Annotated in this window: 1 protein-coding gene and 1 tRNA gene; both read right to left on the bottom strand. The window is 48.8% G+C overall.

The features are described from left to right. Positions 1–83 precede the first annotated feature (83 nt). Positions 84–548 carry a DinB family protein gene (locus ACRPK8_RS15765; RefSeq protein WP_329469673.1) on the bottom strand — a complete coding sequence of 155 codons (465 nt, stop codon included), beginning with the start codon at positions 546–548 and terminating at the stop codon, positions 84–86. Positions 549–650: 102 nt separating this feature from the next. Beyond that, positions 651–740, bottom strand: a tRNA-Ser gene (locus ACRPK8_RS15770). Positions 741–852 lie beyond the last annotated feature (112 nt).

An 852-nucleotide genomic window follows, 5' to 3' on the forward strand; every position in this document is an offset into this window, starting at 1 on the left:
TCATAGAACAAGGCCCTCGAAACGACTACACGTTTCGAGGGCCTTTCGTTTATGAAACTGAGTTATGTCCCAGCCTCCTCGCATTAACCAATCACTTGATTGATCTGTTCCATATGGTGTAAATCATGTTGAGCCATTGCTCCGAGGAACTGACCAATCGTCAACTCTTTGTCTTTAATGACGACCTTGTCCTGCAGGCGATCTTCCGGAATCAACTCGACCGCACGGCGCAATAAGTCACGGCTGACTAAAAACTCATCAATCGTTAAGATCCGTTGCTGCTCACGGCTCATCTTCGCTGCTTCCTCATTAACGGCTTGGCTATCCGGCGCAACACGGAATGGTTCACCCGCGAGCAAGTACGGGATGCGCTCTGCGACCATGAAGCGATCCCATGGTGATAAGTGACCGATGATCTCAGCAACTGTCCACTTACCTTCTGCATACGATGTCCGCCACGCCTCTTCTGAAATCTGTTCTAAGTCTTTTACATATGTCATCGTCATCGCATAATGCGAAAGCAACGATTCTTTTGTTTGTTCGTTCATTTCGTCCACCTCTTCTTCGTTTTTCACGTAGGCAACCATAGCACGCACGAAGAAATCGATGCAACAAAAAAGCACCTCAGAATTGAGATGCTTCATAAAAAGCGGAGTCGGTGGGATTCGAACCCACGCGAGCCTTGCGACCCCTAACGGATTTCGAGTCCGTCCCCTTCAGCCGGACTTGGGTACGACTCCATGATTCTACTTATTTTTGGGTAAAAAAAAAGAAGTGGAGGAGGCGGTGGGATTCGAACCCACGCACGGCTTTCGCCGCCTGACGGTTTTCAAGACCGTTCTCTTAAACCAC

The sequence above is a fragment of the Exiguobacterium sp. TDN 0502 genome (assembly GCF_050846835.1).
In the GTDB taxonomy this organism is placed as follows: domain Bacteria; phylum Bacillota; class Bacilli; order Exiguobacteriales; family Exiguobacteriaceae; genus Exiguobacterium_A.

Excerpts from the sequence above, each read along its gene's own strand:
- ACRPK8_RS15765 (WP_329469673.1), bottom strand. The coding sequence starts at position 548 with ATGAACGAACAAACAAAAGAATCGTTGCTTTCGCATTATGCGATGACG.